The sequence below is a fragment of the Sphingobacterium sp. DR205 genome, from assembly GCF_011064245.1.
GTDB classification, from domain to species: Bacteria; Bacteroidota; Bacteroidia; order Sphingobacteriales; family Sphingobacteriaceae; genus Sphingobacterium; species Sphingobacterium athyrii.
In genome coordinates this window covers 6,264,493-6,288,504 of the sequence record NZ_CP049333.1, presented here as the reverse complement: position 1 = coordinate 6,288,504, position 24,012 = coordinate 6,264,493, and the positions used below count along the sequence as shown (strand labels likewise).

23 protein-coding genes are annotated in these 24,012 nt (G+C 39.1%); 4 read left to right on the top strand and 19 right to left on the bottom strand.

Going from position 1 to position 24,012, the window contains the following annotated elements:
- Positions 1–4 precede the first annotated feature (4 nt).
- Complete coding sequence (locus tag G6053_RS26815; protein ID WP_165309127.1) at positions 5–1,036, bottom strand: hypothetical protein; 1,032 nt, start codon at positions 1,034–1,036, stop codon at positions 5–7.
- A gap of 141 nt (positions 1,037–1,177) precedes the next feature.
- Between G6053_RS26815 and G6053_RS26810 the strand changes: the two genes are divergently transcribed.
- Positions 1,178–2,179, top strand: a complete 1,002-nt coding sequence (locus tag G6053_RS26810; protein WP_165309126.1) for a hypothetical protein — start codon at positions 1,178–1,180, stop codon at positions 2,177–2,179.
- 10 nt (positions 2,180–2,189) lie between these two features.
- Here G6053_RS26810 and G6053_RS26805 read toward each other — a convergent pair whose 3' ends face one another.
- Together G6053_RS26805 and G6053_RS26800 are read right to left on the bottom strand one after the other, a co-directional pair.
- On the bottom strand, positions 2,190–3,221 hold the full coding sequence (locus tag G6053_RS26805) for a hypothetical protein (protein WP_165309125.1): 1,032 nt from the start codon (positions 3,219–3,221) through the stop codon (positions 2,190–2,192).
- Positions 3,218–3,973, bottom strand: a complete 756-nt coding sequence (locus G6053_RS26800; RefSeq protein ID WP_206531826.1) for a glycosyltransferase family 2 protein — start codon at positions 3,971–3,973, stop codon at positions 3,218–3,220. Before G6053_RS26800 ends, G6053_RS26805 begins: the two co-directional genes overlap by 4 nt.
- Before the next feature lie 405 nt (positions 3,974–4,378).
- Here G6053_RS26800 and G6053_RS26795 point away from each other — a divergent pair, with 405 nt between their 5' ends.
- Positions 4,379–4,990, top strand: coding sequence for a glycosyltransferase (locus G6053_RS26795; RefSeq protein WP_241254849.1), 612 nt, complete (start codon positions 4,379–4,381; stop codon positions 4,988–4,990).
- Here G6053_RS26795 and G6053_RS26790 read toward each other — a convergent pair.
- From G6053_RS26790 to G6053_RS26725, 14 genes are all read right to left on the bottom strand, one after another.
- Positions 4,987–6,096: a glycosyltransferase family 1 protein gene (locus G6053_RS26790; protein ID WP_165309124.1), complete on the bottom strand. Its 1,110-nt coding sequence runs from the start codon at positions 6,094–6,096 to the stop codon at positions 4,987–4,989. The genes G6053_RS26795 and G6053_RS26790 overlap by 4 nt on opposite strands.
- Positions 6,093–7,118: a glycosyltransferase family 9 protein gene (locus G6053_RS26785; RefSeq protein ID WP_165309123.1), complete on the bottom strand. Its 1,026-nt coding sequence runs from the start codon at positions 7,116–7,118 to the stop codon at positions 6,093–6,095. Before G6053_RS26785 ends, G6053_RS26790 begins: the two co-directional genes overlap by 4 nt.
- Positions 7,119–7,122: 4 nt before the next feature.
- Complete coding sequence (locus G6053_RS26780) at positions 7,123–7,728, bottom strand: DUF4254 domain-containing protein (protein WP_165309122.1); 606 nt, start codon at positions 7,726–7,728, stop codon at positions 7,123–7,125.
- 108 nt (positions 7,729–7,836) lie between these two features.
- Entirely contained in the window at positions 7,837–9,318 is a 1,482-nt protein-coding gene (locus G6053_RS26775) for an NADH-quinone oxidoreductase subunit N (protein ID WP_165309121.1), read from the bottom strand.
- 6 nt (positions 9,319–9,324) lie between these two features.
- The gene (locus G6053_RS26770; protein ID WP_165309120.1) at positions 9,325–10,926 is read right to left on the bottom strand and encodes an NADH-quinone oxidoreductase subunit M; all 1,602 of its coding nucleotides are present in this window, start codon (positions 10,924–10,926) and stop codon (positions 9,325–9,327) included.
- Positions 10,927–10,929: 3 nt separating this feature from the next.
- Positions 10,930–12,984: an NADH-quinone oxidoreductase subunit L gene (locus G6053_RS26765; protein ID WP_165309119.1), complete on the bottom strand. Its 2,055-nt coding sequence runs from the start codon at positions 12,982–12,984 to the stop codon at positions 10,930–10,932.
- 3 nt (positions 12,985–12,987) lie between these two features.
- Positions 12,988–13,296 carry an NADH-quinone oxidoreductase subunit NuoK gene (nuoK, locus tag G6053_RS26760; protein WP_108635057.1) on the bottom strand — a complete coding sequence of 103 codons (309 nt, stop codon included), beginning with the start codon at positions 13,294–13,296 and terminating at the stop codon, positions 12,988–12,990.
- Positions 13,293–13,835 carry an NADH-quinone oxidoreductase subunit J gene (locus G6053_RS26755; protein WP_108635058.1) on the bottom strand — a complete coding sequence of 181 codons (543 nt, stop codon included), beginning with the start codon at positions 13,833–13,835 and terminating at the stop codon, positions 13,293–13,295. The genes nuoK and G6053_RS26755 overlap by 4 nt, the downstream gene beginning before the upstream one ends.
- A gap of 4 nt (positions 13,836–13,839) precedes the next feature.
- Positions 13,840–14,403: an NADH-quinone oxidoreductase subunit I gene (locus G6053_RS26750; RefSeq protein WP_104383959.1), complete on the bottom strand. Its 564-nt coding sequence runs from the start codon at positions 14,401–14,403 to the stop codon at positions 13,840–13,842.
- A 3-nt stretch (positions 14,404–14,406) separates the two neighbouring features.
- A complete protein-coding gene (nuoH, locus tag G6053_RS26745) occupies positions 14,407–15,480 on the bottom strand; it encodes an NADH-quinone oxidoreductase subunit NuoH (RefSeq protein WP_165309118.1) in 1,074 nt (357 codons plus the stop codon).
- 225 nt (positions 15,481–15,705) lie between these two features.
- The gene (locus G6053_RS26740) at positions 15,706–16,992 is read right to left on the bottom strand and encodes a citrate synthase (protein WP_108635060.1); all 1,287 of its coding nucleotides are present in this window, start codon (positions 16,990–16,992) and stop codon (positions 15,706–15,708) included.
- Positions 16,993–17,183: 191 nt separating this feature from the next.
- Positions 17,184–17,429 (bottom strand): hypothetical protein, encoded by a 246-nt coding sequence (locus tag G6053_RS26735; protein ID WP_108635061.1) that lies wholly within the window; start codon positions 17,427–17,429, stop codon positions 17,184–17,186.
- Positions 17,430–17,435: 6 nt separating this feature from the next.
- Positions 17,436–18,443, bottom strand: coding sequence for an SPFH domain-containing protein (locus G6053_RS26730; RefSeq protein WP_108635062.1), 1,008 nt, complete (start codon positions 18,441–18,443; stop codon positions 17,436–17,438).
- Positions 18,444–18,448: 5 nt separating this feature from the next.
- Complete coding sequence (locus G6053_RS26725) at positions 18,449–19,819, bottom strand: transposase (RefSeq protein WP_165309117.1); 1,371 nt, start codon at positions 19,817–19,819, stop codon at positions 18,449–18,451.
- Positions 19,820–20,167: 348 nt separating this feature from the next.
- Here G6053_RS26725 and G6053_RS26720 point away from each other — a divergent pair, with 348 nt between their 5' ends.
- Positions 20,168–20,530 carry a BlaI/MecI/CopY family transcriptional regulator gene (locus tag G6053_RS26720; RefSeq protein WP_104383965.1) on the top strand — a complete coding sequence of 121 codons (363 nt, stop codon included), beginning with the start codon at positions 20,168–20,170 and terminating at the stop codon, positions 20,528–20,530.
- Positions 20,531–20,534: 4 nt separating this feature from the next.
- Positions 20,535–22,616, top strand: a complete 2,082-nt coding sequence (locus G6053_RS26715) for a M56 family metallopeptidase (protein ID WP_165309116.1) — start codon at positions 20,535–20,537, stop codon at positions 22,614–22,616.
- 49 nt (positions 22,617–22,665) lie between these two features.
- Here the strand turns inward: G6053_RS26715 and pth are convergent, their stop codons facing one another.
- Both pth and G6053_RS26705 read right to left on the bottom strand, forming a co-directional pair.
- Positions 22,666–23,229: an aminoacyl-tRNA hydrolase gene (pth, locus tag G6053_RS26710; RefSeq protein WP_075994222.1), complete on the bottom strand. Its 564-nt coding sequence runs from the start codon at positions 23,227–23,229 to the stop codon at positions 22,666–22,668.
- A gap of 80 nt (positions 23,230–23,309) precedes the next feature.
- Positions 23,310–23,906, bottom strand: coding sequence for a 50S ribosomal protein L25 (locus G6053_RS26705; protein WP_104383968.1), 597 nt, complete (start codon positions 23,904–23,906; stop codon positions 23,310–23,312).
- Positions 23,907–24,012 lie beyond the last annotated feature (106 nt).

The following is a 24,012-nucleotide window of genomic DNA, read 5'->3' as shown; positions in this document are numbered from 1 at the left end:
CGTGTTACAGGATTTTCGGTAATGTAATTGGGCAAAAGTTGCCTAATTTTAAAACAAACTTTATCCAGTTATCTAGTGCGTATTTTTCTTTGATTTCCTGTGATAAAGGGCGATATGGTGCATTATAAAAATTCAAAAATTCCTGTGTTGACTGATTGTCCCAAATTAGCATGTTATTAGGATCATAAAATTCATAATTTGCAACCTCTTTATTGGTCGTAATTAGTTTTTTATCATAACCTATAGATTCGAAAATTCTAAATGACAGACCAGATTGACTTTGTATTTGGACATCTATTAATAAGGAAGAGTTCAAAACATGGTTTAAATTTTCTTGATAGGTCGTCATGCGAGAGCTTGTTTCGAAGCCTAATTTATTCGCTTCTTTTATTTCTCTACTATTCTTTGAATAAATAATAAAATTGATAGGGAAAGATACATCTTCCAATGTCTTTTTTATCTCAATCAACGCTGTAATTTTATCTTTTTGATAGGAATTGATACTAAAAGCTTTTGTTTTACCCTGCATCGATTCTAATTGAAGTATTTTACTTGAAAAGTAAAAATTAGTACAGCCTGTAATATTTGTATTTGCTTCGAGATCTTTGGGATCAAATGCATAAAAATGGTTGAAATATGGTATATAATCCGTGACATTAACATAACGATCCATTCCATCCCATTGGTAAGCAACTATGGTATCAATTTTATTTTTTATCCTTTTAAAGAAATCTAAGGGGAATAGATCTGGTCGAATGAATAATGCATAACGAATTTTATCATATTTGTTCAATTCCTTAATTAAATTTTTTGTGATGACTTCAGAACGAACTTTTGATTTGTATTTTTTATCCTTTAGAATTGTCTTTCGAAAGAAATTATTGATCCTCGTTGAAAAATTAGGATATTTAAAGTCATTGTTTATTTTAGAAAGATCTATCACATCATATCCTATAGCGGTAAGCTCATTTTTGATTGAATCTGAAAAACCAAAATCCTCAGGGGCACCAAAGACTATCGTCACTCGCTCTTGCATTCTTTTTGTTTGATAACGGATATGGATAAATAAACGCGACAATATCAAAGACAAATCGTCAATATCAATAACAAATTTAGAATTTTATTTTATTTTATTTAAATCAAGCGGTAGTTTTGGGATCAATCAAGTGAGGTAAGTATGAAAACTAATCGAAAAAAAAGTATTATTCTTGGCATGCCAAGAACGTTCAGTATATATGAAGTTTTGGTGAATCGCTTAGAACAGCTTGGATTTGAGGTTATTGATATTAGCTATGATGATGATGTTTTTAAATATCGAAATATCTGGGATAGGCTGGTGAATTTATATCATAAGACTATCTTAAATAATAAAGGATATAAGAATAAATTGAAGTTTAAAGCATTAGGAGTTGAGGTTGTAAAGCGTTTACAAGCGATAGAAGATAAAGTAGATTATTGTTTATTGATTCGCGCTGATATATATCCTGAGGAAGTGATTGATCAAATTAAGATGAAAACAAATAAGATGATCGCTTATCAATGGGATGGTGTTAACCGTTACCCAGCTGTAAAGAAACTTGTATACAAGTTTGATCGTTTTTTTGTTTTCGATAGTAAAGATGCAGAGCAGGAAGACGAAAGATTTATAGCGACTACTAATTTCTATTTTGGGCATTTAGATAATATTGAAATAAAACCCAAGCCGTCTACGTTCTTTTTCGTGGGAACTTTTATGAAAGTAAGATGGCAGCAAATTTCCGATACGATCCAACTTATAATTCAAAACAACGGTGCTCCCAATTTCTATTTATATACGGGTGAGAAAGATATGGCTAAGGAATATCATATAGATGGGATCAACTTTATTAATAATCCGCTTACATATCAGGAAAACATAAATTTAGCTTTACAAAACGAAATATTTGTAGATTTTTTGGTGGATGCTCATAATGGGTTGTCTTTTCGAGTTTTTGAAGCAATTGGTTATGGTCGAAAATTAATTACCAATAATAAGGAAGTAATGAACTATGACTTCTATCATCCACATAATATCTATGTCCTAAATCATGAAGAGCGTACTTTAAGCGAATTTCTAAATATACCATACAGTCCAATTAATACCGAGATATTGAACAAGTATAACTTTGACAACTGGATTTATCGAATTTTAGAAAATTGATCCAACTTTATTAGTTGGAGATATTCAATGGAGGATAGACAATTTTTGAAAAATCATCTGTTGTTGAAGAAATCCCGAAAACGTGGTTCACCCAATGATTAAGCGAGTATTTTTGATATAGGTTTTTGGAAATCTTTTGATATGAAAGAGTAAAAAATTGATCTTCGATATTAGAAAGATCATAGTTAACTATCAAATAATTCGTTGAATTATAGAAGTCATATGTTTGTATCGATACATTATCAGTAATAATCTTTTTCTCAAAAGCCATTGCTTCAAAAATGCGGAAGCTTAGGCCTTCCTGCCCATCACGCATTAAATCAATAATAACTTTGGATTTTTTATATTCCTCTAGAACAATGTTTCCATCTAACGGCTTATCTTTAAATTCAATCAATTTATAGCCAGAGGGTTTGAGTATAAAATTGCGTAATTTCTCTTTCCATACCTGTTTCCCCACGACGATAATTTTGCTTTTTATTTTCATTGTAGAGAGACGAGAGGCTAATTTACGGAGCAATTTAATGCGCCTTTTGTCATAAGATGTTATATAGAATAAGTCGTTTTCAATCGTATCGCATTGAAGAGGCTGATCAGAAAGATAGTTATAATTGGTGATCTTCTCAAAACCATATTTTTTTACATCCTTATCTTCAAATGAATAGATCTTATCAAACAGATCCAATTTGTCTTCTACAGGAAAACGCTCTAGATTGTCGTATAGATAGGAAATCAGATATGGAGTATAAGATTTGATTTGCTTAATGGTCTCATAGTCCAAATTATGGGGATTGAGTACAAGGATCTTGTCCTGAGGGCCGAGCTTAGCCAGCGAATCAAGCACATATTGTTGACGTTTGATGTGCTTGATGTTTTTGTTTAGGAAGATTTTGCTCAGGGCATTGCGGAACCGTTCACCGAAACTTTTGTACCGATAGGATCCCATATTAATATGAGAGGCATCAATACCCTTTTCTTGTAACTTCTTTACAATATGGTGGTCGTAATTCCAGTAATCAAAGCTTATAATACAAATCTTCATTTTTTTTCTTCTCTTTTCAACGACATAAAAGTTTCATGTACGCTGAGACTCTGTAAGTAGCAAAGTTGATATCCTCGTCTTCCGTCAAGAATACCTAGTTTCAAAAAGTATGCCTTAAAAAATTTAAAGGACACTTTTGCCAGGTGACTCAATAGCGAATAACGTTTGTTTTTCGCATAGAGCTCCTTGCCTTTAAGCGCTCCATAATGAACCATTTTCTCTTTGTAAGATGCATAATCAGCAAAAGAATAATGCCATATTTTATTTTTTAAACTACCAATCGTACCGTTGACTATCAATGTCTCGTGGACCTTCTTCTTGCTGTCGTATGTAGCCTTACCCTTTTTGAAGAGACGGAAATTCTTGTCGTTTTGTGTTCCGGAAAAATTGATCCGCTCACCGCAAAAGAAAAATAAGCGATACATATAATATGCGTCTTTCGCTTGTGGGTCATTGATGGTCTCCACTATTTCAGTCTGGCATGCCTTAGTCAGGCGTTCATCCGCATCCAAAAATAGCACCCAGTCGTTACTGGCGTATGTCAATGCCAAATTCCGCTGTTTGGTAAAATCTTCGAACTTATTTTGATAGATTTTTACTTTAGGATGCAATCGGGCAAGTTCCAGGGTACGATCGGTACTGAACGAATCCACTAAAATGATTTCGTCGGCAAATTCTAAACTTTTAAGAACTTCGCTAATATTATCCTCTTCGTTGTATGTAATAATTAAAGCGCTTATTTTTTGACTCACTTATACGATTTAATTAAAAAGTTGGACCATACTATATCAATCATAACGTATTAGTTTCTCATTTCGTTACATTAGGCTGGAAAAAATGACAATTATTGTTTTGCAATTTAGTCCTTAAGCTCAAAAAGCTTTTTCATTGTGACAAATATATTACATATTTTTTGTAATAAAACAAAAAAACGGAAATGCTTTTTTACGGAGGATTGTCAAAGAAATGTATTTTCGATTATCAAATACAAAAACTTAAACCTTATTAATTATATATGATTATTTTTGCACGAAAAGTAATAGCAAATTATTTTTTATGACGTTATATTAGCGTTATTTACGTGTTTAAATTCAATATAGTAAGTGGCTATTCCAAAAGTTATATACCAGACTTTCAAGACAAATAAAATTCCTTTATTGACCAAATTTTATATCTGGCGATTTTTAAGAAAAAATAAAGGTTACCGTAGAGAGTTTTTTGATGATGCTCAAGTGGATGCGTTTGTTAAGGAGTCTTTTGACGAACGCACTTATCGTGCTTATTCACGGCTTCAAATAGGTGCTGCAAAGGCTGACTTTTTTAGGTACGCGATCTTGTACATTAGAGGCGGTATATATTTGGATCTTGATAGTGATATTACGGGTAAATTAGATCAGGTAATTCGAACAGATGATGTCGCTGTAGTGGCGCGGGAGAAAAAGTGGCAACAATATTTTGCGCAATGGGCGCTTATTTTTGACAAGGGACACCCCTTTCTGGAAGAAACCATCAAACTCATTGTTGAAAATATTGAAAACAATAGATTTCCGCACGATGTGCATTCGATGACTGGTCCGACTGTTTATTCGCTGGCAATCAATAATGTTATTGCGCGTAATCCGGAGGTCTCGTACCGCATTTATACTGATGATTACAAAGGCATCATGAAATTTAAGTATAAATTGGGGAAGATCCTTATCTATGGGGATCGCTCTAAACACTGGAAGAAACTGCAAAAAGTCATTCCCGTCGTAAAGGCTGAAAATTAAAGTGTAAGGTATTGCTCTGCCCACTGACTGGCCAAATGCTCATCATTAAACTTTTGAACATAATCCAGACCTTTGATACGCATGTCTTGGCGGAGCATAGAATCCTCAATAACCGTTTTGACTGTATGGCGGATATTTTCAATGTCATGTGGTGATACATATTGCGAAAATGGGCCTCCTGCTTCTGGAAAAACTCCTGAATCTGTAGTAATTACAGGGGTGCCTGAATACAACGCTTCAATAATGGGGATACCAAATCCTTCATATATAGATGGGTAGATGAATGCGATAGCTGAGGAATATAAAATAGAAAGCTCTTGCATGTCCAAGCCACTAAGAAAATAGACCCTATGCTCCATTTGATGCTTGCTGATAAACTCTTTAATCTGAAGTTGGTATTTGGTACTTTTTCCCACTATGACTAAAGGTATGTCAATATTTTCTATTGCCTTGACAATGGAAAGTGCATTTTTCCGTTCTTCTATCGTTCCTACATTCAACAGGAACTCATCGGGTAATCCTAAGCGTTTTTTCAAGGCCTCCTTTTCAATGGCCGTCTTTTCTATTTTAAATGCCTCGTGGCAGCCTTGATAGATGATAGCTATCTTTTCAGGCGGGATATCGAAAAATTCAACAATATCATTTTTAGTCTGTTTACTGATCGCAATAATTTTATCTGCCCGACGACAGGCATGCGCGAATTTCTTTTTATAGATCCAACGGTCAATCGGATGGTATAACGAAGGGTAACGCATGAAAATTAAATCGTGCATACTCACTAGCGATTTAATTTTGGCAGAAGCTAGATCGACAGGAATTTCTCCAGAAAGACCATGAAAAATATCGATCTGATCTCTTTTCAAATCCGAAACTATTCTTTTGGTTCGCCAGAGATTGGGGAAATTTTGGTTGATATATCCCTGTGGTTTCTTAATCTGTTCAGGACTGACGAGATTCGCATAGCGTTCGATAGATGTACTGGGCGTATAGAGGATATAGTCATTTTGCGGAGCAAACTTTGATAAAATGCGTATCAGATCCCGGCTGTAATTGCCCAAACCTGATGCGTTGTTAAAAAAGCGTTTTGCATCAAATCCTATCTTCATCTTATCGCTGTTATTTTTTCGATCACCATTTCCGGTGTAATTAAATCAATTGCTTCTGTACCGTCACAATCGCAAGGTTTGTTGCCATACACGGAGCTAGGGCGGTTGGGATGCTCCACTTGGATACAGTCCTCCGCTTGTTGCCCATACCCGGTAAATCCTGCGTACGGATGTGTTGCCCCCCATAACGACAGGCATCTTACGCCCATCAATGAAGCCATATGCAACCCAGAGGAATCCATGCTGATCATCAGGTCCAGATTGGATATGATATCCAGTTCTTCCCGCAACGTAAATTTTCCAATCGTATTATAGGTGTTTGGAAAACGTTCAGTCCAGTTTTGTGCAATTTGAAATTCTTCCTTACCGCCTCCAAAGAGCAATACATCATATCCATGATGTGTCAGGTAGTCCATGATCTGTTCCATCTTTACCTGTGAAAGGATTTTATAGCGATGTTGTGCAAACGGGGCGATGCCAATTTTTTTGCGATCAAAATTACCGAACATGCTGAATGCTACTTTGGGGACATCCTGCAAATTAAGCGCCAATTTATGACTAAGCTCAACGTGGAACCCCAGCGCACGAAATACATCGGCATAACGTTCAACAGTCAGTTTCAGTTGATGCTTAACCTTATGTTCCTTCCGTGTAAGAGCTTTTTTTTCTGCACGGCCTTTGTCCAGTTGTCTGACCCTCATGCCAGCAAGCGAAAATAACACCGCAAGTACGCGCGAGCGTAAATTGTAGTGTAAATCTGCTACAGCGTCTGCACCATATTCTGCCAGTTCCTTTTTCAACCGGACCAGTCCAAAAAAACCTTTATGAATTGTCTTCGGCTCAAAGGAATGGAATCTGACATTCTTTATGCCCTCAAAAAATGGGGCAAAAAACTGACGGCTCACCATGATAATCTCTACCGTAGGATACTGCTGGCAAAATTCTTTCAATACAGAAGCCACCATGGCGACATCGCCCATGGCAGAAAACCGGGTTACTATAATTCGCTGCGGCAATGGCATGTCCTTATTTTCCGGATGTATAAAGTACAGGGTTCAGTTCGGGGTCGTTATACATTTTCATCTGCTTATAGACTTTCATGTATTTTTCACCCGATTCTATAGCCGTCAATAATTCGTCGATACTTTGTGAAAGATCCATACGTTGCTCCAGCAAGATGTTCAATTTTTTCTGACAGGCAGAGATATGCGCTTCTGTGGCATCTGAACGGAGCGTTTCTTGCTCCATATGATAGATTTTTAAAGCGAGGATGGACAACCTGTCGATGGCCCAAGCCGGACTTTCGGTATTGATCTTTGCTGAGGGCAATGCTTCGATATCTTGGTATTTCTGCAAAAAGTAGCTGTCTATATATTCGACCGTATCCGTGCGGTACTGGTTAGACTCATCGATGCGCCGTTTCCAATATAATCCGTCCTTGGGATCGATGGCAGGATTACGTACAACATCTTCCATGTGCCATTGTACGGTGTCAATCCAGCACTTTAAGTACAGGAGATGTTCTAGGGATTGTTTGTCATACGGATTCTGGATTGGATGATCAATCTGATCGTATACGTGGTAATCCTGGATAGCACGTTGAAAAATGGGATTTGCTATTGCACTAATCATGGTACAAATATAAAATATATTATGGAGTTATCCTTAATTACAAGCGCTGTATAAACACAGTAAAATTAGGGATGGATCACACTATTGAAGAAAGAGCGGTGATGATTTTTAAAAAATAGAAAGCAAGGTGTCCGGGAACAGTCCAAGCAAGATCACCAAAAGGGTGCACAGCAAGCCAATACCGAGTAGCAAAGGATTGGATTTGCCAGCATATGGATCCACACTGTCTTTTAAGAATGCGTTCAATGGAATCTTAAAGTAATAAAATAGGGAAATCACCGAGGTTAGGGCTCCCACGATTAATAAAGCAAGCAAGGCAAAGGATTGGAAGCTTTGATACTGTTCGAATACCTTTGAAAATATAAGGAGCTTACCGACAAATCCAGCGGTGGGAGGCAAACCGATCAAAGCGATCAGCACTAAAGAAAAAGCGGTGAACAATACGGGAGATTGCTTGCCCAATCCTTTGTAAGCGTCAATGGAAGTGCTGCCCAAGCTGACTTCCAAACTATCAATAAAGATAAAGACAGCGATATTCATCAGGGCATAAATTGATAAATAGAATAGTAAGACATTCGATTCATTATTTTGATAGACCAATACCGCCATCAACAATATGCCCGTATGACCGATAGAAGAATAGGCCATCATCCGCTTGGCATCTTGTTGACGCAGGGCTGCCAGATTACCGATCAGCATGGTTGCAATGGCAATGATGATGATCGCGTAAGCCAGAAAATCGCTGAAATAAAAAGATACAGTAAGCCAGGCTGCAAGTAGCTTAGAAAGAAGTACCACAACGGCAATTTTCGGTACAGTCGCCAGGTAGGTGGTGATCACTGTTGGTGCTCCCTGGTAAACATCGGGACTCCAGACGTGAAAAGGAAAGAAACTCAGTTTAAAACCAATACCAGTCAGCAGAAAAAGGAGGGCAATGTTAATCATTAGCTGCGGAGCCTCCATCAGCCCCGCAATATGACTTGGCGCATCAAAATTTAAGTTTCCCGTGAAACCGTATAGCAAGGATAAGCCATAGAGCATAACCGCAGCGCAGGTCGATCCAAAGAGTACATATTTCATCGCTGCTTCGGACTGTGCTTTGTTGGACGAAAAATAACCGACCATAACGTAGGAACTGATGGATACGGTTTCTACTGCGATGAAGATCATTAGCCAATTGCTCGACATCGTCAAAAGATTCAACCCTAAGGTCGCCGTTAAGAGTACGGCATACAAATCTCCCAGAGGTCGATCATGCTGATGACGCTGCTGAATAAAAATTGTAATGAGCAGGGTTGAAAGTAGGATAATCAGCCGTGCCGATGTTGCGAATGTATCAATGTGGATCATGTCGAAGAATCCAACCATCTCCACATGGCTTAATCCTTGTCCCAATAGGTAACAACCACTCAACAATAATCCAGCTATTGTAATCGTAAACGATGCTTTGTCCCAATATTTATCAACGAAAAGACTGGCGATAATAGTACCTATAAAAGTAATGATCAGTGTTAATTCCGGTTTGAAATAGGGAATACTACCAATAATTTGATCAATAAATGAACTGATATATGGACTGAATGCGAGCATGCTGGATTAAATAAATTGTTGGATAAAGCTGACCAGATTCAATACACTTGCATTGAGGTTGCTGAATACCAAGGATGGCATTATACCCAGTAAAAGAGCAAGAGCCAAGGTTGGAAATAGAATCAGCTGTTCACGGCTATTGATATCGGTCAGTTCATTGGCCCAAGATTCCCCTCCTTTCAGCCTGATCTCTCCAAAAAACATCCGTTGTAGTGTCCATAACAGATAAGCTGCACTCAAGAGAATACCGATAGAACCTGCTAAGGCCATCCAGCGTGGAAGGCCTGTACCTACACTGGCGGCGTTGAACGAACCGATGATAACAAATGCTTCGCCGATAAATGCAGAGAAGCCAGGGAGGCCCAATGAAGCAAAGAAAGCAATGGCAACATAGCCTGTATACTTGGGCATAAGCTGAGCTAATCCTCGGAAACTATAGATGTTTCGATCATGTACACGGTCATAAACCACACCGACAAGAAAGAAAAGTGCCGCCGATAGAAAACCATGGGAAATCATTTGGAACATGGCGCCTGAAATACCTTCGGCTGTCAATGAGGCTATACCAAGCAATACAAAGCCCATATGGGATACCGATGAATAGGCAATCATCCGTTTTAAATCTTTTTGTGCCAAGGCATTTAATGCCCCGTAGATAATGGAGATGACGCCGATCAGTCCAAGCCACCAATTGGATAGCGCGGCCATGTCCGGGAAGATACTATAGCAAATACGGATAATGCCATAGCCACCTATTTTCAACAGGATACCTGCTAAGATAATGGATACCGGTGTCGGTGCCTCGACGTGTGCGTCAGGTAACCAGGTATGCAACGGTACGATAGGCACTTTGATCGCAAAAGCGAAAAAGAGCACCACAAAGCCAACTAATCTGGCCGAAACACCCAATATTTCCTGATAGCCATCCCAAGCGAAGATTGAATCTCCTAAATAATTCTGTGGATTCATCATGTAGATCATATTGAAGGTATGTGCCCCAGTTTCGGGGTTGATAACCGAAAAATATAAACCTACAATGATTAATAACATAAATACCGAACCAAAAAGGGTATAGAGAAAGAATTTTATCGCAGCATATTCACGCCTAGCCCCGCCCCAGATACCGATTAAAAAGTATAACGGTAGGAGCATGACCTCATAGAACAGATAAAATAAAAAGAAATCCAAAGCACAAAAGATGCCCATTACAGCCATGTTGAGGACCATAAGTAAGGCGAAGTATCCTTTGGGGCTTTTCTGTATATTCCAGGAGGCACCGATTGCCATCAACATCACGAAAGCGCTGAGCAGCAGTAATGGCATGGAAATACCATCTATCCCGATCAGGTAATCTATCTCTAATTTTCCGATGGAGCCCAAGTCCAAGCGAATCCATGCAAGTTGTTCAACAAATTGGTATCCTGCCAGATCTTGTACGCCGGTCTTGCTGGCGTCAAAATGTGCATAGCATATGCCGGCGAGTACAAATTGGACAGCCGTGAATGCTAAGGCAATATATTTGTAACTCGATTTGTATCGTGTTGGTAGGGCGAGGATAAACGCCGTCGCCAGAAGCGGTAAAAATATCAGTAAGGATAAAATAGGCATTTCCTAGAAAAATATGAGATAAATTAAACCAAGTAAAACGAATAGAAAAACGGAATACAATGCAGTCTGTAATTTGCCGTTCTGTACCAGGCGAACCTGGTTGCCGGTCCAGTAGGCAACAGAAGCAACAGCATTGACAAAACCGTCTACAATATATTTGTCTATCCACACGCTCAATCTGGAGAGGGATAGGACGATAAACTGAATAAAAGCAACTAGTGAATCCACAACATAACGGTCAAACCAGTAACAGAACTTCGCTAGTTTCAGTGTGCCATCAACAAAGATCCATTGATAGAGTTCATTGATATAGCCTTGGTTGAACGCCGCTTTCAGCGCCAGACTATTGGTGTTAAGTGAATAGGTTTGTTGTACATACCATTTCCAACCTATTATCCAACTGATGACCGAACCGATCAATAAGATCAATGGAATAATCAAGTGTGCACTGTGACTTGGTGCAAACATATATTCATCCGACAGAAGGCCATCCATCAACCAGGAATCGTGATAGGAAATAGGGTTGAGTGAAAATAGGGGGAATAGACAGCATAGCCCTAATATGGCCATTGGAATCAACATGGTTTTTGAGGCCTCGTGCAGGGGATCACCATGTAATTTGTCCTTGACCTGATCCATGATGCGAAAATTACCTAAAAAGGCCTTAAAGATTAAGCGACCAATGTAAAATGCGGTCAGTATACTGATGATGATAAGACTAACAGGTATAATGAGGTAAAAACCACCTTTTGATAAAGCCCATTCAAAGGAAGATATCACGATACTATCTTTGGAAAGATAACCTGATGTGAGTGGAAAACCCGCAAGTGCCAGTGATGCGACACTCATCAGGATAAAGGTTTTGGGCATGTATTTTTTTAGTCCGCCCATATTTCGAAGATCCTGCGGGTCAAAATCAAGTTGGCTATGTGTTTTGAGGTGTGCCATCTCATGGATAATGGCTCCCGCAGACAGGAATAATAAGCATTTAAAGAAGGCATGCGTTACCAAATGGAATAGCGCAGCATCCCAGGTTCCAATACCGATTCCGACCATCATAAAGCCCAATTGTGAGATGGTTGAAAAGGCAAGGATGCGCTTAATGTCGTATTGACCTAATGCAAAATAGGCTGCGGATGCGGCGGTGATTGTACCGATGATCGCGATAAATAACAATGCACTTTCGTTGAATAACGGAAATACGGTTGCCAGCAAAAATACACCTGCTGCGACCATGGTGGCGGCATGGATCAACGAAGATACCGATGTTGGCCCTTCCATGGCATCTGGCAGCCATACATGTAACGGGAATTGAGCTGATTTGGCCATTGCCGCAAGGAAAAATGCCAGTCCTACTATTGTGAGCCAAATCTGATCCATACTGTTCACCGGAGAGACCCATTGTCCATTGGTGACAGCAGATTGATAGATCAATCCGGTTTCACCAAAAAGGTCAATTAGATTGAGCGTTTTAAATTGCGTAAATATGATTGCTAAACCAATCAGAAAACCGAGGTCTCCGATGCGGTTTACTATAAATGCTTTCTTGTTGGCCTGTACGGCCGTTTCGCGTGTAAACCAGAAACCAATTAGGAGGTAGGAGGCAAAACCAACCAATTCCCAAAAGATATACATGAGCAACAGGCTATCCATAATCACCAGTCCGAGCATCGCAAAACAGAAGAGACTAAGGTACATCCAGTAACGATGGATGCCTGGGTCTCCTTTCATATAGGCTCTCGAATAGATATGTACAGGAAGGGCGACTGTGGGAACCAGCAATAGCATAAGTACGCTCAGGTTGTTCAATAGGATGCCTACCTTAAAAGTAGAAGCACCAATGGTGAACCAGTTGATCTCAGCAGACGCAATCGGATGATTCCAGATGGCCAGCCAGGTGAATCCACCGGATATAAAACTACATGCAATGGCGATCAGGGAGATGGTCCCTGACTGATCACGTTTGCCAGCCATCGCTTGATATAAAAAGGCAATAAATGGTGCGGCTACTGCAAACAGCGCTGTGTATATGGGTGATATGTGGGCAACTGGATCCAATTCTTACTTATCTTTTAATTCTTTTATTTCATCCGGATTGATGGTTTTATAGTGTCTATAGACATTCAGGACCAATGCTAATCCAACTGCAACCGCAGCAGCAGCAAGGACAATGGCGAATAAGGCAAAAATCTGTCCGCCATAACTCACTTTATCGTATTTACCAAAAGCTACAAAGTTTAGAATAGCTGCATTAATCATCAGTTCAATACCTACTAAGATCATAATGGCATTTTTCTTTGAAAGCACGGTATAAAGGCCAATACAGAATATACAGGCACTAACAACCAAAAAATGTGTTAGTGTGATCATCTATTGCGCTCCTTTCTGGATAAATGCGATGCTCCGATAAGTGCCATCATCAAAAAAACTGATATGACTTCAAATGGCAATACATAGAAGGTCATAAATCGTAATCCGATTTGTTGAATATTATTATCTGTTGAAATAATCTCGGTATTATTTTCCCTAGCCTGCTGAATCCATGTCGGCGGTGACTGCTGCCATTCCCGTATTCCGAAAATCATGAGGGTCAGAAAACCCAAGGTTAATACAATGGCCTGCCATCGCGGCATACTGAGAAAAGAGCCACTGCTGTCCTGAAGATCTTTCAGAAGTTCTTTGTTGGAAAGCATAAAGGCAAATAACATCAGAATTAATACACCGCCCACATAGACCATGATCTGTGTGATGGCTACAAAATCGGCTAAGGCAAAGAGGTAAAGGCCCGCCATGGCAAAGAGGACGATAAAAAATAAAAATAGGGCGCGGGCTATATTTTTAAGATTGACCAATAGTAGCGCAGATCCGATTGCCAGTACAGCGAAGGCATAAAATAAAATAATTTCCATGTTCTTATTTTTGCTTTGCTGCCTCCTTTTCAGCTTGAAACTGCGTCCATTCGGCTTTGCGCTGCGCAACTTGTTCGTCGGTCATGTCCGAAAATCCGTAGATCAGATCGGTCAACTTCTGCGAGCTGCGATCATATTCGTTGGTCATGACAATACATTCGGTAGGGCAGACAACAGTACATAGGCCACAGTACATACATTTGGCCATATCAATATTGAATTTGGCCGGATATAACCGTTTGACACTACCGTCTGAAGTTTTTCCGATTGCTTCCGGCGATTTGATCGCCTCAATTTCAATGCAATCTACCGGACATGCTTTGGCACAGAGATCACATACGATGCAATCGTCAATATCCACTTGCAATTGATAACGGGCAACTTCGGGAATAGGCATTTTTTCAGCGGGGTATTGTACGGTGACAATGCCCTCCTGATGGTCAAAGTAATTATCGTTTTTGATATTCAATTCCTGACGCGAACGTCGAGCGCCAAACAAGTGCTTCACAGTCAAAGATAGTCCTTTGATTGCTGTACGAAATGCGTGGGAAGCCGTTTTAAATATCATATCTTATGCTATAATTAAAATTCTCCAAATGGCGGAAATGGCCATGCAAACAAAAGCTAACGGGGTCAATACCTTCCAGCATAAGCTCATCAATTGATCTGCACGTAATCGGGGTAAGGTCCACCGGATCCACATTTGTATTCCGACGATAAATAAGGATTTGGCTAAGGTCCAAAAGATTCCCCAGACAAGGCCTGTTGTCCAGTCTGCCAATCGTACTGCGCCGATATTAGGGAGCGGTGTATTCCAGCCCCCCAGAAACAGGACTACACCCAACATAGCCACCAAAAACATCATGGCATATTCGGCCAGGAAGATAAAGGCAAATTGTATCCCGCCATATTCCGTATGGAAACCACCGACCAATTCAGATTCCGCTTCGGGAATATCGAATGGTGCCCGGTTACATTCGGCAAGTGTTGCAATAAAGAATATGATATAGGTTACAATTAAGTGGGGGGCCTGAAAAATATTCCAGGCGAAAATGCCGCCTATCTCATTAACTTCCCAAAACCCTAAAAATTTGATACTTCCGTTGGTCAGAATGCCCTGGCCGATTGCGATTTCGTTGAGATTTAAAGTCTGTGTTAACATCACGACGGTAATCAGGGAGAGTCCAACGGGTATTTCATAGGAAACCATTTGGGCGATTGCACGCATGGATCCCAGTAGGGAATATTTGTTGTTCGATCCCCAGCCAGCCATCAAAATCCCCAATGCGTCAATGGAGATGATGGCCATAATAAAGAATAATCCGGTATGAGTATTCGCCGGAATAAAATCTTTGGCCCAAGGAATGACCGAAAACCCGGTGAAAACAGCCACAAAAATAATGATTGGGGCAATTCTAAAAAGAATTTTGTCGGCTAATGTGGGTGTTATTAATTCTTTTTGAAGTAATTTAAGGATATCCGCTATCGTCTGTAGGCTACCATATTTTCCGGTTTCCATTGGTCCGAGACGATCTTGGACAAATCCCGCAATCTTACGCTCGGCATATACTGCAAATAAGGTAAATGCTGCTATAAAGGTGAAAATAGCAATTGGAACCAAGATATGTAGTATTGTATCTATCAAGTCTTATTTATAATGATTTTTAATAAGCGACCAATGAATACGCAAACTTAACGAAAAACAGGGAATTTCGATAGGGAAAAATTAAAATATACTAAACAAGTAGATTATCGTGACATATTGGGGATATCAGTATTTAGATTTGAGTATGAAGATTTTGCTTGAGTAAGCCTTATCAGCATAAAAAAAGCATCCCTAGGGATGCTTTTTTTATGCTGATAAATCGAATTAACGATTTGAGAACTCAACGTAATTACGTTCTGTATGTCCAACATACACTTGTCTTGGACGGCCGATTGGCTCTTTGTTTTCACGCATTTCTTTCCATTGTGCGATCCATCCCGGAAGACGACCCAACGCAAATAATACGGTAAACATATCTGCTTTAAAGCCTAATGCACGGTAGATAATACCTGAATAGAAATCGACGTTTGGATAAAGCTTTCTATCGATAAAGTATTGATCATTTAATGCTGCTTCTTCAAGTTTTTTGGCGATGTCCAATACGGGATCCTGAACGCCTAATTTCTCTAAAATATCATCACATGCTTTTTTGATGATTTTAGCACGTGGATCGAAGTTTTTGTATACACGGTGACCGAATCCCATTAAACGGAACGGGTCATTTTTGTCTTTTGCTTTTGCAAGGTATTTTTCTGCATCACCACCATCATTTTTGATCGCTTCAAGCATTTCAATTACGGCTTGGTTAGCACCGCCATGCAACGGGCCCCACAAGGCATTGATACCCGAGGCAACAGATGCATAAAGGTTGGCATTGGATGAACCTACGATACGAACTGTTGATGTAGAACAGTTTTGTTCGTGATCAGCATGTAAAATAAGCAATTTGTGCATGGCATCAATCACAACAGGATCGAATGTTTTTTCGTCGTTAACCTCGCCGAATAACATGTTTAAGAAGTTATCTATGTAACCTAAGTTATTTTTAGGATAAACGACCGGATGACCTAGTGATTTCTTTTGAATCCAGGAAACGATCGTTGGCATTTTGGCCAAAAGATTGATGATCGTTTGATCTTCTTCTTCGTCTGTTAGGTTTGGATTTAAAGATTCAGGGTAAAATGCAGATAAGGCGCCTACTAAACAAGAAAGTTGGCCCATTGGGTGGGATTTGGAAGGAAATCCAGCGAAGAAATTTTTCATGTCTTCGTGAATCATCATTTGCTTTTTAATGTCAGCTCTGAATTTTTCCAATACCTCTTTTTTAGGAAGCTCTCCATAGATAAGTAAATAAGCAACTTCCAGGAAAGTCGATTTCTCTGCCAATTGCTCAATTGGATATCCTCTATATCTCAATATACCTGTTTCACCGTCAAGGAAAGTAATCGCACTTTTTGTTGCACCCGTGTTTTTGTATCCCGGGTCTAACGTAATAAATCCACTTAGATCTCTTAATTTGGAAATATCAACTGCTTTTTCATTTTCAGTACCGACAATGACCGGAAGGTCATAAGAAGTGCCGTCTAAATTTATAGATGCTTTATCTGACATGTTTATATATTATCTTATATCTGATTTGTATGCTAATCTCACAAATTTAACTATTTGATATTTAAAACTGAAAGTTCTTTTGGAATTTAAATGACATCATTACGTCATTTTGGATAATATTGAATAACAATTTACTTAAATACGCAAATAGTTTATTCAAATTTAACACTATCTTATTATGTCCCGAAATATTAATCTATTTTTCGCTGAGCGACTTTTCCCTTATCTTCATATTTCCCGTTTTTGCCCGAGCCAAAAAAAGGTAGGATGACGAAGCATACCAAAATAATAGATGTTAACGTTAAAATTCCTGTTGTCCATAGGATTTTGCCGAAATTTTCAGCATCCAGGAAATGGATACCCCAGAGCCCCAATAGAAAATAGGTGGCGACGAATAGGATAACCAGGGTGAATAATATGCCAAAGATGTATTTCATGATGGGTTATATTTTGTTAAGAATCTGTTTTTTGAGCGCGTCGAATTCGTCCTGTGTAATAATGTTTTCGCGCAGTAGCAATTGTAGTTTTTGCAGTTTTTCGACAAAATCTCCTTCTGCTTGTATATTGTCTTTGATCTCTTCTTTTTGTAGATCAAATTGTTTGCCCAGCTCCATGCCCACACCAAGTTGTGCACCAATACCTGCCAGTCCACCTTCATTTTTAGCGGCATCCCGGAGTGCGCGTAATTTTTCCAATTCCACATAACTCAAACCTGCTTGCTGTGCAGCTTGATTTTGTGTCGTCAAGTCAGCAATTTCACCAATTCGACGTTGTGTGTTTGAGTCAAATTGGGTTCCCAAGATCTTAAAATCTGTAATTTCTAAACCAAGATCTTTAAAATCCTGTTCAACCGCTGTTTTGATGTCCGTGGACAAAATAGGCAGCTGACTATCGATTTCGTTATAACCTAATTTCTTCTGTGCAATCTGTGCGACAATCTGTTGTGGAATCCGGTTGTTAATAATATCTTGAATGGCTGCCGTGCTAACTGTGTCTTGATTGGCGACGATATTTTTATAGAAATGTACCGGTTCTTTGATGACGTAAGAAAAAGTACCGTTCAAGCCTATTTCCACGGGCAGATTATATTGCGGGTCAATATATTTGATCGGGTTTCCCGTTCCCCAGGATTGATTGACAATGGCGGCCGTACGGAAGAAATAAATATAAAGCTTATGCTCTGACTCGAAATTTTGTCTTAATCGCGCTAATGTGGTGAAGAAAGGATGGTTATCCGTTTTTAAATTATAGGTACCTGCCTCCGTAAGGAGGTTTTCGCCTTTTCCTTCATAGACAAGGATACAGCCCTGTCCCGGGGCAAGAATAAGTTTACTGGAATTCTTAATTTCATTCCTTTCGGAAGGAAATTTATACCATAATACACGAGGGTCTTGATTTTTCCACTCAATGACCTCGGATAATTGGTTGTTAAAAAGATTGAATAGTCCCATAATATTTAATTTAATGTGTCGAATTTGGGATTATACCCTTCGAATTTATTGATTTGTTTTCCACTATTATCAAAATAGTAATAGTCGCTCGAACCTTTTACAATAAAACCGTCTTTGAGTAGACAGCCATTTCCATAAATGGATTTAAGGTCTGTGGCGACTGTTTTCTGTATCGCACCGGTCGATATATCCAATAGCTGGATCTGTAGCGGATCATCTTCCGCAGGTGTTGGTTTGTACGCGATCAGAAGCGTTTTGTCATTCTGAGCAACCACGACAGGCTGAAAATAGAGCCGACCCGGTGTAAAGTCTTTAAAACTAATCAGACGGGCTCCTTTAATTTGCCATGGATTGATCAGTACCTTTTTGTAGGGATCGCGGTCGGTAAAAATACCCGATCCACCAAAATCTTTATCCCAGGAAAAGCGGGGGCTATCTTTGGGGTAGCCATATTGATAGTAATACGTGTATTGAATTAACTGAATTTTTTCCTCTGGATAGGAGCTGGATTTACTTGAAAAAGTGAATTCCGTTTTTGTCGTTGGATTAGGGAGTTTTTTCCTCCGTTCATCGTAAAGCTGCTTATCCGGTATTGATTTATTGATTAAAGGGTAATAGGCGATATTTTGCCCTTCATTGTTCATAATCTGATAGGCAGAACCATAATCTTCGTATTTGAATTCAACTTTGGCAATGCCGGTGCTGAGTGCCGGAGCATCTTTGACGTAATTTTCAAGGACACTTTTGTAGGTTAGACTATTTTTGTCCAATTGATAGATATACTTGGATTTGATGATGATGTAAAGGTTTTGGTCTTCAAATACCTGTAAATTAACGTCGCTACTTGATAACTCGACGGGAGTTTCCATCAGCTGCTTTACCCATTCCTTTTTGCCAGTTTTGGGGTCAAATAATCCGATATATACTTTGTTGTCTTTGCCTTCATCAAATCGGTTCCTGGAAGTTCCGACATTGCCCACGACGACGACGTGTGGAGAGTTATCTTTGTCCAGAAATAATGTATTGCTTGCGTAATTCCACTCCAGCGGTTCGGCTTCTTCTTTTTTCTCTGCAGTGTTGGACGAACTATAAGTTGAATAATTTGGTTCTGATTTTTTAGAGAATATAGAACTCAATACACCAATAATGAACATGAGTGCAATAAAGCCCACAACAGCAAACAATACGATTCGGATAGCTTTATATTGATCGGTATTGTTGCGTGGGTAGTTGTAATTGTGATTGATGTTGATGTCATCATTATCTAAAAAAAACTCGGTTCCGCAACTATCACATTTGTAATAGTCGGGACGTATTGTGCTGACTTTTATGCTGCCACAATGCGGGCATTTGATCGCTTTGATGCTTTTAGCCATTTATATTTTGTTGTATTTGTTTTGAATTACTCCTGTTTAAAGTTTCATTTCTAGCACAGAAAGGCATGTATGATTTCATCATAATACTGCCGGTCAAGTAGCGAAAATAAAATAATATACAGTCGAAAGTTAAAATAAAAAACAAGGTATAACAAATTTTCGGCCAGTCATCTTATATTCGATAGGATTGATTTTAAATATGTCAAATATTGATTCATATTGTAACGTTACAAAGAATCGGGGCTTTAGATGTTGTTGACGAGGATATAATTAAAAAATGTAAAATATTTTTGGTATTTACGAATAATTCGTAGATTAGTGAAAGATTAGTAAAGAAAGAATTTAGATATGGAAAAGTTAACAGCACAAGAGGAACAGGCAATGCAATCTATCTGGAGCCTAAATGGAGGTTTTATCAAAGAGATTCTAGATAACATTAAAGGGGAGAAGATGCCTTATACAACTTTAGCTTCAACTGTAAAAAATTTGGAGCGCAAGGACTTTGTGAAAGCTGTGCGTTATGCCAATGCAAAACGTTACGAACCTATGGTCAGTGAGCAGGATTATAAGGCGAAATTTATGAACTCTTTTGTAGGTGATTATTTCAAAAATTCTTATAAAGAGATGGTTTCTTTTTTCGTGAAAGAGGAGAAGCTAACCGAGGACGAGCTCAAGGAGATTATGGATATGATTAAAAATAACAAATCTTAATACGATGGAAAATCTGCTGACCTATATTATACAAGTCAATCTGCTGTTGAGCATCATCTATTTGGGGTATGTTGGGCTATTGAAAGGCTTAACTTTCTATTCATTGAATAGAGCATACTTTTTAACAGGTGGATTATTTGCTTTTATATATCCGTTTTTGGATTTAAAATCGCTTTTTGTACGAGGTGGATTAGACGTGGGGCTGGTGGGTGAGCAGATTTCATTTTATATGGAAGAACAGGATATGCAGGAACGGTTGACGCTGGGTGGGTTGGTAGAGTTCGTTTTTATGTTGGGCGCGGCATTTCTATTGTTGAAATTTGTTTTCCAGTTATTCAGCCTCTTAAGGGTTCATCTGCATTCCAAAGCCGATCAGTGGAAGACGTATTTTTTTAGGAATGTGTTTATCCCTATTGTGCCATTTTCGTTTTTGAATAAAATTTATGTCAATAAGGGACAGCATATGGATGCTGAACTGAAAGATATTTTTAAGCATGAGGATATTCATGTGAAAGGCCTTCACAGCTTGGATATTTTACTGTTTGAAATCATATTGGTGAGCTGTTGGTACAATCCTTTCGTCTGGTTCATGCGCAGAGCCATTCGCCAAAATTTGGAGTTTCTGACTGATCAACAGGTGCTCAATAAAGGAATTGACAAACAGACTTACCAATATAGCCTGTTGAATGTGTCCAAAAAGGGCACTTCAATCGGGTTGAGCAATCAATTTAATTTTAAACTATTAAAACGTCGCATTATGATGATGAATAAGAAGAGGTCATCCAAGATAGAACTGAGTAAATATGCCTTTCTTTTGCCTATATTTTTACTAACGGGAGCTGCATTTACCGTAAGCAAAGCGGAGGGTAATATCGAAGATGTCGTTGAAAAGGCAAATGAGACTACGCTTTTGAAATTAGCTGCAGGTTCACAGCAGGGTGATCCACTATCGGTCAAGATGGCCAGTGAAGCGGGAAAAGTACTCAAGGAAGCCCACGGTACGGATACGATTAAGATAGATACAACTCGCCGGTCGAAGGGGACTACCGTATGGAGCGGTCAGATTGGTTCTTTGAAAATCAAAGGCGCTTCTGATGCGACTGGTAATCCGCTGTTTGTGGTGGATGGGGAAGTTATTAGTAAAGAAGAACTAGATGCAATTGCTCCAGAGCAGATTGAATCAATATCAGTATTAAAAGATAAATCTGCTACAGCAATCTATAGTGAGAAGGGTGAAAATGGTGTCTTGTTGATCACTACCAAAACAGGAAGTAGTACTGGCAAACTTCAAGGAAAAGTGACAGGTCTCTTTGTCAGACAGGACTCCGTTAGTAAAGCTAAGGCCGCAGTGATCAAGTATCCTGCTAATATTCTGTATGTGGTTGATGGTGCACGAATAAGTTCGGGGGAAATGAGAGATATGGATCAAAATAATATTGAAAGTATTCATGTTATTAAGGATGGCTCTGCTTGGGCAAAATATGGTGAAGAAGGGAAAAATGGTGTTATTGAAGTGACCACAAAAAAATGGGCAAAGGAAAATCCGGATAAAGTAGATAAAACGTCACACATACCCAAATCGGAAAATAGCCCTGATGATCGGGTAATTACGGTAGTGGGGTATAAAAAGGGTAATAAGGGGAATGATGCTAAAACAATAACGTTTGAAGGAAAAGCTGTCCAAAGTGATAGCCCGGGGAAAACCGCGAAATTTGTGGCGCGAACGACAACATCTGCGAAGGTAGAGGAAGAACTTAAGAATATTAATGGCATCCGGATCCGTGGTCTATCGGGAAAAGAAAAACCGTTGTTTGTTGTTGATGGCCAGGTGCAATCTAAAGACCGCAATGATCTGAAATCCGGAGATATTGCGTCCATCGAAATTCTTAAAAATCAAAGTGCACAGACTCTTTATGGTACAGCAGGGTCGAATGGTGTTATTCTCATAACGACAAAGAAAAAAGCGGGGGAATTGAATGATGGGAAGGGAGATGGGGAACCACTGAATGGAAAGATAAAGAAAATAATCAATACTGAACTTGATAAAGAACGAAATCGCGCTGCGACAGCAAGGGACAAAGGGTAATAATCATTATTTTCGGATAGAATAAAATAAAAGGGACTGCGGTCCCTTTTTATTTTGTATTGAGGTTCGTCATCGTCAACTCAATGCCAATATTAACAAAGCTTTGGATCATCTTAACGGAATGGTCTATCAATGCCGGAAGTTCCGCCTGTTCTTCTTTATCGAAGGGACCAAGGACATAGTCCACCTGTCTGCCTTTGGGATAATTATCTCCGATACCAAAACGTAGGCGAGGGTATACCTGTCCCCCACAAAGCTGCTCGATGGACTTAAGTCCATTGTGGCCAGCACTGCTGCCTTTAGGCTTCATACGTAGAGAGCCGAAGGGAATGGCCAGATCGTCAACGATCACCAGTACATTCTGGATAGGTACTTTACATTGCTGCATATAATAATTGACCGCTTTGCCACTGAGGTTCATATAGGTAGTCGGCTTGATGACGGTGACATTGTGCCCTCGCTGTTTAAATTCGCTATAATAGGCTAATTTTAACAGCGAGAAACTAGCGCCAGCTTGTTTAACGAGCTCGTCGGCAACCATAAAACCAATATTGTGCCGCGTATCGGCATATTCACTACCGATATTTCCCAATCCAACGATAAGATAATTCATGACGCAAAAATAAAAATTTAATAAACAAAAAAGCACCGAATTTCGGTGCTTTCTGTAGTATTTTAAGAATCTTGTTCAGATTATTTTTTACCACCTTTAGCTGCTTTAGCTGCTTCTTGCTCAGCTTGACGCAATGCACGTGACATGATAACGGATACGATTGTATCGTCAGCATTGTTCAATACTTTTGCGTTGTCCAATTGAACTTGAGCTACACGGTATGATTTACCAACTTCTAAAGATTCCATTGGTACTTCAATTTCTTGTGGCAAGTTAGCAGGTAATGCTTTTACGCGTAAATTGCGTAATTTTTGAACTAATTTACCCCCCATTTTAACACCTGGAGATGTTCCTGTTAATTTGATAGGAATATTTAAAGACACTTCTTTGTCATCAAATAATTCTAAAAAGTCAACGTGAGTAACTAGGTCTGTCAATGGGTGGAATTGTGCGTCTTGAACGATAGCTCTTTTTGTTTGACCGTCAACGTTTAATTCTACGATTACAACGTCAGCAGTGTAAAGAACTGGTTTCAAATCAGCTGCGGATACAGAAAGAGCAGTTTGTTCTTTACCTCCGTAAAGTACTGCCGGTACTAAACCTTGGTAACGTAATTCTTTTGCATCTCTTTTCCCTACGTTCTGTCTTACAGAACCGCTAATAGCAATTGATTTCATCTTTTAATTTTTATAAATTTTGAGGTGCAAAGATAATTTAAATTTTGGTATTATCAAAAAAAACTGCTGATATTGAGGGGGAAAGAAAAAGACTCCAGTATTTCAG

Excerpts from the sequence above, each read along its gene's own strand:
- G6053_RS26815 (WP_165309127.1), bottom strand. The coding sequence starts at position 1,036 with ATGCAAGAGCGAGTGACGATAGTCTTTGGTGCCCCTGAGGATTTTGGT.
- G6053_RS26810 (WP_165309126.1), top strand. The coding sequence starts at position 1,178 with ATGAAAACTAATCGAAAAAAAAGTATTATTCTTGGCATGCCAAGAACG.
- G6053_RS26805 (WP_165309125.1), bottom strand. The coding sequence starts at position 3,221 with ATGAAGATTTGTATTATAAGCTTTGATTACTGGAATTACGACCACCAT.
- G6053_RS26790 (WP_165309124.1), bottom strand. The coding sequence starts at position 6,096 with ATGAAGATAGGATTTGATGCAAAACGCTTTTTTAACAACGCATCAGGT.
- G6053_RS26785 (WP_165309123.1), bottom strand. The coding sequence starts at position 7,118 with ATGCCATTGCCGCAGCGAATTATAGTAACCCGGTTTTCTGCCATGGGC.
- G6053_RS26780 (WP_165309122.1), bottom strand. The coding sequence starts at position 7,728 with ATGATTAGTGCAATAGCAAATCCCATTTTTCAACGTGCTATCCAGGAT.
- G6053_RS26775 (WP_165309121.1), bottom strand. The coding sequence starts at position 9,318 with ATGCTCGCATTCAGTCCATATATCAGTTCATTTATTGATCAAATTATT.
- G6053_RS26770 (WP_165309120.1), bottom strand. The coding sequence starts at position 10,926 with ATGCCTATTTTATCCTTACTGATATTTTTACCGCTTCTGGCGACGGCG.
- nuoK (WP_108635057.1), bottom strand. The coding sequence starts at position 13,296 with ATGATCACACTAACACATTTTTTGGTTGTTAGTGCCTGTATATTCTGT.
- G6053_RS26755 (WP_108635058.1), bottom strand. The coding sequence starts at position 13,835 with ATGGAAATTATTTTATTTTATGCCTTCGCTGTACTGGCAATCGGATCT.
- G6053_RS26750 (WP_104383959.1), bottom strand. The coding sequence starts at position 14,403 with ATGATATTTAAAACGGCTTCCCACGCATTTCGTACAGCAATCAAAGGA.
- G6053_RS26740 (WP_108635060.1), bottom strand. The coding sequence starts at position 16,992 with ATGTCAGATAAAGCATCTATAAATTTAGACGGCACTTCTTATGACCTT.
- G6053_RS26735 (WP_108635061.1), bottom strand. The coding sequence starts at position 17,429 with ATGAAATACATCTTTGGCATATTATTCACCCTGGTTATCCTATTCGTC.
- G6053_RS26730 (WP_108635062.1), bottom strand. The coding sequence starts at position 18,443 with ATGGGACTATTCAATCTTTTTAACAACCAATTATCCGAGGTCATTGAG.
- G6053_RS26725 (WP_165309117.1), bottom strand. The coding sequence starts at position 19,819 with ATGGCTAAAAGCATCAAAGCGATCAAATGCCCGCATTGTGGCAGCATA.
- G6053_RS26720 (WP_104383965.1), top strand. The coding sequence starts at position 20,168 with ATGGAAAAGTTAACAGCACAAGAGGAACAGGCAATGCAATCTATCTGG.
- G6053_RS26715 (WP_165309116.1), top strand. The coding sequence starts at position 20,535 with ATGGAAAATCTGCTGACCTATATTATACAAGTCAATCTGCTGTTGAGC.
- pth (WP_075994222.1), bottom strand. The coding sequence starts at position 23,229 with ATGAATTATCTTATCGTTGGATTGGGAAATATCGGTAGTGAATATGCC.
- G6053_RS26705 (WP_104383968.1), bottom strand. The coding sequence starts at position 23,906 with ATGAAATCAATTGCTATTAGCGGTTCTGTAAGACAGAACGTAGGGAAA.